This is a genomic window from Ilumatobacter sp., assembly GCF_041688325.1.
GTDB lineage: Bacteria > Actinomycetota > Acidimicrobiia > Acidimicrobiales > Ilumatobacteraceae > Ilumatobacter_A.
Map to the genome: position 1 here is coordinate 1 of NZ_JBDNIJ010000047.1, position 8,047 is coordinate 8,047.

Annotated in this window: 6 protein-coding genes and 1 pseudogene; 1 reads left to right on the forward strand and 6 read right to left on the reverse strand. The window is 63.3% G+C overall.

Annotated features, from left to right (window positions below; all coding sequences use genetic code 11):
- From ACH2EI_RS03615 to ACH2EI_RS03635, 5 genes and pseudogenes are all read right to left on the reverse strand, one after another.
- Positions 1-603 (reverse strand): annotated as a pseudogene (locus ACH2EI_RS03615) (hypothetical protein); the annotation flags it as partial.
- 670 nt (positions 604-1,273) lie between these two features.
- Positions 1,274-1,891, reverse strand: coding sequence for a hypothetical protein (locus tag ACH2EI_RS03620; protein WP_395153735.1), 618 nt, complete (start codon positions 1,889-1,891; stop codon positions 1,274-1,276).
- Positions 1,892-1,944: 53 nt separating this feature from the next.
- On the reverse strand, positions 1,945-2,976 hold the full coding sequence (locus ACH2EI_RS03625) for a GNAT family N-acetyltransferase (RefSeq protein WP_395153736.1): 1,032 nt from the start codon (positions 2,974-2,976) through the stop codon (positions 1,945-1,947).
- A complete protein-coding gene (locus ACH2EI_RS03630) occupies positions 2,973-4,112 on the reverse strand; it encodes a phytanoyl-CoA dioxygenase family protein (protein ID WP_395153737.1) in 1,140 nt (379 codons plus the stop codon). Before ACH2EI_RS03630 ends, ACH2EI_RS03625 begins: the two co-directional genes overlap by 4 nt.
- Positions 4,113-4,187: 75 nt before the next feature.
- Positions 4,188-6,134, reverse strand: a complete 1,947-nt coding sequence (locus ACH2EI_RS03635; RefSeq protein ID WP_395159151.1) for a 1-deoxy-D-xylulose-5-phosphate synthase — start codon at positions 6,132-6,134, stop codon at positions 4,188-4,190.
- 108 nt (positions 6,135-6,242) lie between these two features.
- Here ACH2EI_RS03635 and ACH2EI_RS03640 point away from each other — a divergent pair, with 108 nt between their 5' ends.
- Positions 6,243-7,031 carry an SDR family NAD(P)-dependent oxidoreductase gene (locus tag ACH2EI_RS03640; protein WP_395153739.1) on the forward strand — a complete coding sequence of 263 codons (789 nt, stop codon included), beginning with the start codon at positions 6,243-6,245 and terminating at the stop codon, positions 7,029-7,031.
- A gap of 36 nt (positions 7,032-7,067) precedes the next feature.
- On the opposite strand, the gene ACH2EI_RS03645 is transcribed toward ACH2EI_RS03640, so the two are convergent.
- Entirely contained in the window at positions 7,068-7,838 is a 771-nt protein-coding gene (locus ACH2EI_RS03645) for a class I SAM-dependent DNA methyltransferase (protein ID WP_395153087.1), read from the reverse strand.
- Positions 7,839-8,047: the final 209 nt, after the last annotated feature.

Sequence of the window (8,047 nt, forward strand, 5' to 3'; positions counted from 1 at the left end):
GGCGCCGGTCAGGTCGGCGTCGGTCAGGTTACACCCGGACAAGTTGGCGTACTGACCCCGGTTTCCGCAGTACATATTCTCTGGGGCCGCACCGGTTGCACCCGCCGCACCCGCCGCACCCGCCGCACCCGCCGCACCGGTTGCACCCGCCGCACCGGTTGCGCTGGTTGGACCTTGAGGTCCAGCGACATTTGACGATTCGAGTGCAACAAGCGATTCGAGTGCAATAACGCGGCTGGTCAGGTCAATGAGGCCGGAACTTGTTGTGTAGCCGACAACATCAACAATGACATGCATTTTAGCACCTGGGGTGGGGGTGCCGTAATAGAAACTGATTTGACCGGCGTTGACACCAGTCGTTGGTAGTGGGACCGTCATTTGGTTCGCGATCACCGCGCCAGACGCAAAGTTCAGTCCGGCTGTTGCGGGGACACCTGTTGCTGTGCCTGTGCGGACCGACAAGAACCCCGACGCAGTCGGCAAATATGCGGTGACGTTCAACAACACACCCGTCGCGCCAGCCGGTACGACCTGCTTGGGAACGATGTTCGACGTCGCGTCGATGTAGGTGTCAATCATCCCGGTGACTGTCAGCTTGGGCATTGCACCAGCAGTGACTTGGTCCGCTAGGCCAATGGCGTGGCGGGTATCGGCTATTCGAACCGACTCGATGGTGACGACCGTCGATTCTGACGCTCCCGGCAAAGCAAGTATCTGGGCTGGTGTCACAACCGACCCAACCACTGCTGCCGAAGCAACCAAACACAACACGGCCGATGCGCCAAACAGGCGCCGAACAGTTGACGAAAACATAAGATGATCCCCCGCGGGTAAACTGGCACAACCTTGATTATTTCGAGATTTAATCTTAACATAGAGCATTTTTGTGCCATGTCAAGCCCTCAAGCCTGTAAAGCCGATGTGGTCGAAGTTCAGAGTTGATCCCGGAGCGCTACAGGAGTTCTGTGTTTCTGAGCGATGTTCGAAGTCGTTGAGTTGCGAGGAGCGTCTGCTTGGAAGCTGATGCGACGGGTCTGTGCGCGCTGCTGGTCTGCTGCGTGCGGGTGACCCGAAACAGCAAGGAGTGGTTCGTGCGGGTTGCTGAGATTGTCGAAGACTTCGCAGATGAGTCGATACCGACTGAGGTCCGACGCACCATCGCGAAGTGGGCGGATCAGATCACGGCATGGCATCAATCTCACATGACCAACGGGCCAGCAAGCTCCAGATAGCGGTCAACAACCCCGCGGAACGGATCAACGAACGCTGAATTTCAGGGCGTCACGGTGGTCGAACGCACCGTGCGCCCTCCCGGGTTCTCTGCGATCACGAAGTATGTGCTGCCCGCTGCACAATCGAACGGCACATCGAGCGAGCCGGCAGGCGGTTGGCCCGTGCCCAAGATCTGTGAGTCGGTACCGATTGCGACGGAGACTGACTCGGCGCCGATCACTTCCCACTGCAGCGTGACGGTGCCCTGGTCGGCGTTGGCGCACCCGATTGCGGCCGAGGCGTTGAAGTCGAAGAAGACCGGAGCGAGTGAGTCGTTGCCACCCGCTGTCTGGGCAGGGCTGGTGAGCACGGGGCCGTCTCCGACCGGCTCGCTGCCGTTGTCCGCCGCCGGCTGCGCGACGCTCGGCGCCTGAGTGGTTGATGGAGCCGACGTGCTGGCCGCAGTCGGGACAGCCTGGACCGTCGTTGTCGATGAGCTCGGCGCTGTTGATCCCGGGGCATCGGGCTGCGGCGTGAGAACTGACTCGCTGTCTTCGGAATCCGCAATTTCACCGACGTTGGCGACCGTGGAACGGGCCTCGACGGTGGCTTCTGGAGCGCTGGCACAGCCAGCTGCGATCAGGCTGACAGCAGAAAGCAGAAAGATGACTGGGCGCACAAGATGACAATAGTTCGCGGTCGTGCAGCGTTCAGCGATGTGGTGCTTGCTGCTCAGGCAAGCGACAGTCGTCCTTCGATCTCGCCGTCGACGATCTCGCCGGTCGAGGCGAATCCGTAACGGACGTACAGCGGTTCGGGCGACCCCCGGCCAGGAAGCCAACTGATGTCGAGCGCGGTCGCGCCAGCTTCTCGGCAGTGTTCGACGATCAAATCAAGCACGCAATGCCCGAGGCCGCGCCGCTGGTGCCGTCGGTCGATGAGGAGCCGCCACAGGTACGGAATCGGGTGCGCTTCGGTCGGGGCAGTGAGCATGACGAAGCCAACCAGTTCGCTGTCGGCCTCGACGGCCCGCAGCCAAGGTTCGACGGGGCTGCCCTGGTGGGGTGCGACGAACAGTGCCTCCCGAAACGACTGTTCGATGGGCGGCACGAACTGGCGCTGGCTGTGGTGCGTCGATAAGGCCGCGACCGCTGCCGAGTTGGTGTGGTCGATCGCGACGAGTCGCACGTCGCCTGCGGGATGGCGCGGGCGCGTTGTCCATGCGGTGTGCTGCTCGCGAGTCATGCCGTAGAGCCAGTCGTCGCTGTTGTCGTTGCCGACCCAGAACGACAACAGCGTGTGGCCTTCGAATACGAAGCCGGTGCGCTCCAATACCTGGGCAGACGCGGTGTTGTCGGGGTGCAACATGGCGCTGAGGCGTGTGACGTTCCCATCGTCGAACAGGCGGGCACAGACTGCTTCGACAGCCTCGGTCGCGTACCCCTTGCCCCATGCCGTAGGTGTGAGCGAGTAGCCGATTTTGGCCGAGCGGCCGTCCCAAGTGAGGCGTATCGGTACGTCGCCGTAGATCTCGGTATCGGCTAGATCGGCAATCGTGAGCATCCACCATTCGTCGTGCACGGGGCCGGGCATCGCGGCCATCTCGTCGACGGACTGCTGGGCCTGCTCAGCCGGGTATGGCAGCGTCCAGGTCTGCCACTTGGCAACGTCGGGGTTGTTCCTGCGCTCGGTGAGTGCATCGGCGTCGGTGCGCCGGACGGGACGCAGGAGGAGTCGTTCGGTGCGGATTGGCTCGAAGGTCATGACCGCCGCGCGGCGAGCACGGCGGCGAAGTCGGCCGCCGACGTGCTGGAATCGAGTGCACTGCGGACTCGGTCGGCATCCGACGGTGGGGTGAGCCCACCTATCGGCTTGTCGACATCAAGGTTGCACGGGAACGGGTAGCCCTCGGCGGCCGCGGCAACAGCGCAGTCGACGAGTGCTCGGTCGGCACCGCCTTCGAGACGAGCAAGAAAGACGGGGTAGAGCACATCGAGCATGGCTCCACGATCGACAGCTTCGAGCGTACGGCCCATTGCGGTGCCAACTTGGAGCAGGTTGGCGATGCGATAGACGTCGGACGTGACATTTGTGCCGGCACCGTGAAAGAGCGCCGGGTTGAAGAACACTGCGTCGCCGAGCTGGAGCGAGAGCTGTACGTGGTGGTCGGCGAAGTACGCCTTGAAATCGTCGCGCCGCCAGGCGAGGTAGCCGGCCTCGTACTTCTGCGAGTGCGGCAGGTACATCGTCGGCCCGGTTTCGAGCGGCATGTCGCAGTGCGCCACGGCGCCCTGCAGGGTCATCATGGGGGACAGACGGTGGACATGCGCTGGGAAACTCGCCGCTTCCTCGTTGGTCATGAAGCCGAGGTGATAGTCGCGATGCGGTTCCTGCGCTGCGCCGCCCGGGTTGACCACGTTGACCTGGGACGTGACCTGATAGGCGGGCCCCAACCAGGCGGTGCTGATCAAGTCAACGAGATCGTTGCTGTAGTAGTCGACGAACACGTGCGGGTCGTGCAGGGCCAGTTTCTCGAGTGCATTCCAGACTCGATCGTTGGCGCCCGGTTTGGCGAAGTGGTCGCCGCCGCCGATGGCGTTGGCCTTTTCTTTCGCGATCAGTTCGAAGAACGCCGCTGATGCAGCATCGACGACCGGCTGTTCGAATGCGCCGCGGAACACCACGATTCCAGGCCCGTTGAGGAGGGCGTCGGCCAACTCGCTCATGACGGCGCGTCGGCCGCCCGGCGACGCCGTTGCCTCGCGCAGGGACGAACTGTCGTAGACGACGGTGCCGCGTTCGATCGCCGCAGCGTGTGGATAGTCGGCGATGTCGGCAGTTTGCTCGACGAGTGCAATGAACTCATCGATTTCGCATGTGTCAGAAGCCAACCAGGTCATGACCCCAATGCTAGGCGTTCGCGTCGCTCAGGGCGAGCTGCAACTGGCTGGCGGAGCGTTGTCCGACTCGGTGATTCAGTCTCGTCGCAGTGCGGCGACGAGACCGTCGACATCGAGGCCGAACTTGGTGTGCAGGTTCGCCGACTTGGGGTCGTGGGGGACGAACTTGGTCGGGATGCCGAGCACCACGACGACCGTCGACGGATCGACGGATGTGATCTCGTCGGCGATCGACATGCCGATGCCGCCGGCGCGAATGCCGTCTTCGATCGTGACCACCCGTGAGTGGCGGGCTGCATCGGCGATCATCGCCGGGTCGAGCGGGGCGCAGGAGCGTGCATCCCAAACAGTGACCGGCGTGCCGGATGCGGCGAGCCGTGCTGCAGCCTGCTCGGCGGTCTCGAGCATCTTGCCCACAGCGATGACACACACGTCAGCGTCGGCGGGTGCAACGACCGATCGAGCAAGCAGACCGGAGCCGACCTCGTGCTCGGTCACCTGGCGTGCGGCGCCTCGTGCATAGCGAATCGCGACAGGGCCCTCATCGGAGAGGCTGACGGCGTCATGCAGCATCTGCGCGAGTTCCTGGGCACTCGACGGGGCCAAGACACGCATACCCGGGACCTTCGAGAGCAGAGCCATGTCGTACACGCCGTGGTGGCTTGCACCGTCAGGGCCGGTGATGCCAGCCCTGTCGAGGCAGAACACGACGGGAAGGCGGTGCAGGGCAACGTCGTAGACGACCTGGTCCCAGGCCCGGTTGAGGAATGTCGAGTAGATGGCAACGATGGGTCGCAGCCCGCCCATTGCCATACCCGCAGCACCGGTGACCGCGTGCTGCTCGGCAATGCCGACGTCGAAGAACCGATCGGGGAACCGTTCTTGGAACGGGATCAAACCGGTCGGACCTGGCATCGCAGCGGTGATCGCGACGATGCGATCGTCGGCATCGGCTTCTTTGATGAGTGCTTCAGCGAATGCCTGGGTGTAGCCCGTGGAGACAGCCTTTGGCGGGCCAACGGCCGGGTCGAAGGTCGGTGCATCGTGGAGATGCTTCTCGTCGTCGTCTTCGGCCGGCGAGTAGCCGCGGCCCTTCTGCGTCAGCATGTGGACGAGAATTGGACCGTGTTCGCTCAATTCGATTGCGTTGTGGAGAGCGTGCTCCATCTCTTCCACGTTGTGGCCGTCGAACGGACCGACGTACCGAACGCCCAGTGCCTCGAAGAACGACGGCGGCTGCAAGAACTCACGCACACCGGCCTTGAAGGCGTCCATGGCGGCTCCGGCCTGATTGCCGACAAGCGGCAGGCTCTGCAGATAGTTTTCGATACGTCGCTGCCGACGGACGTACACAGGGTTGAGTCGAATGTCGGTCAGCGCGTGGCTGAGCTTGCCAGTCACTCGGTCGGTGAACGTCGGTTGGCTGGGGTGTGCTGATTGCTCGTCGCGGCCCTGCATGCTCGCCGAGAGGTTGGACACGGTCGGGGCGTACGAGCGGCCGTTGTCGTTCAAAACAATGATGACGCGCTTGCTGCCGTGACCGATGTTGTTGAGGGCCTCGTACGCCATGCCGCCGGTCATGGAGCCGTCACCGATGACAGCGACGATGTGGCGATGCGAGTTCGTGCCTGCATCGCGGGCGACGGCCATGCCGTATGCGTAGGAGAGGATCGTCGACGCGTGGCTGTTTTCGACGTAATCGTGCTCAGACTCTTCGCGGCTCGGATAGCCAGAGAGCCCACCGACCTGGCGGAGCTGTTCGAACTGGGCTTGGCGGCCCGTGACGATCTTGTGGACGTAGGCCTGATGGCCGGTGTCCCAGAGAATGGCATCGGTCGGCGATTGGAAGACGCGGTGGAGGGCCAACGTCAGCTCGACAACACCGAGGTTGGAGCCGAGGTGCCCGCCTGTTTCAGAGACGGCATCGACGATGAAGTCGCGAATTTCGTCGGCGAGGCCGTCGATTTCGGCGTATGACAGCTCCCGTAGATCAGCGGGTGTCCGAATTCGATCCAGTGCCATTGAGCGCAGGATATCTGGCTGCCCGGGCACGCAGTGCTTCGGGCTCGGGCTGGTACTCTGGCTCGTCCGTATTGCGGCGTGCTTTCTGGCACGCCCTACAGTCTTGACATGTCCAGCGATTCTCCCTTCGATCTCACCGGCCGCGTTGCTCTCATCACCGGAGGGAACAGCGGCATCGGCCTCGGCATGGCCGAGGGGCTCGCAGCGCACGGAGCAGACGTGGCGATCTGGGGAACCAACTCGGAGAAGAACGAACGAGCTCTTGACATTTTGAGCGACTATGACGTCGAACTGCTGTCGATCGTCTGTGATGTCAGCGACGAGTCAGCGGTGATCGAGTCGATGCAGGAGACGGCCGATGCGCTCGGCCGGATCGACGCAGTGTTCGTCAACGCCGGGGTCAGCGGCACGTCGCCGAGCTTCCTCGAGATGACCAGCGAAGACTGGCGCCGTGTGATGTCGGTCAACCTCGACGGGGCGTTCTACACCGCACGCGAAGCGGCCAAACACATGGTGGGCCGGTTCGAAGAAGGTGACCGTTCGGGCGGATCGATCGTGTTTACGTCGTCGGGTTCATCCGAGTTCGGCTCGGCATCGGGCCAGCACTACGGGGCCACCAAGGCCGGTGTCAACGCGATGATGCGGGGCATCGCCGTTGCGCACGCTCGCCACAACATTCGCTGCAACTCGATCCTGCCGGGTTGGATCGAAAGCGACATGACCGCCAACGCGTTCGGCTGGGACAAGTTCGTCGACAAGGTCATGCCGCGTATCCCATCTCGGCGGTGGGGCACGAAGGAAGACTTCGCCGGGATCGCCACATATCTCGCCAGCTCGGCCAGCACCTACCACACGGGCGACATCATCCGAATCGACGGCGGTTTCCACTCGTTCTAAATCGTCGATCTGACAGGACCTCGGTGTGACAGGTCCTCAGCCGGTGGGGCGGCGGTACACGCTCACGTGCTGGGTGCTCTCGGAGTCGAACGGGGTGCCCGCCATGTCGGCATAGCGGGCGTCGAGCACCAGACCCGCGGTGGCTGCCATGGCATCGAGTTGTTCAGGAGTCGCCCAGCGCACCGACCACGGTCGAAGTCGTACGCCGCCGGTTTCGGTGATCTCGATGAACTGCCCTTCGGCCTGCTGGGTCGACGGGGTCGTTTGCGACACCGACAAAACCACACGGTCGACAGCCATTGAACGCACGGAGACGTCGCTGCCTGCCGGTGTATCGGATTCGGGGACGAAAGCTTCGACGACGAAGACACCCTCGGGGGCGAGTCGAGCTGCCACGGCAGCGAAGCAGGCCTGCTGCGCTCCGTTGTCGAGCAGGTTAAAGATGGTGTTGTAGGCGATCAGCGCGGCAGCGAAAGGCCCATCTGGCAGGTCGTCGACCATGTCACCGTGCACGACCACGACCGAACCGGCGGTGTCGAGGGCGTGCAATTGATCGAGCATTTCTCGACTCGAATCGACGGCGGTGACGATGAGGCCAGCTCGCGCCATTGGGACAGCGAGCCGACCCGTCCCCGCACCCAACTCGAGCACCGGGCCGACGGTGCCGACGGTGCCGACGAGGTCGACCATTCGGCTGATGGTGGCCGCAACGTCGGTGACATCGCCATACCAGTCGTCGTATACGTCGGCGAACCCCTTGCCGTAGGAAGTCGAGTCGTAGCCGCGCATGGCCGCAGTGTCGCGCACTGCGCCCCGATTTGGCCCACAATGTGACTTCTTCCAATGTCAGACTTTCCCCCTACGACGAACGCCGCCCATGGCGATCCGACGACAACGCCAGTGTCGCGGCCGACTGCCTGGGCAGAAGTTGACGCGCCGGCGGCCACCCCGAGGCCGGTCACGGCCCAGGCAGTCACGGTGGCACGTCGGCCGATCCAACTCCGCCGAAGCCGCAA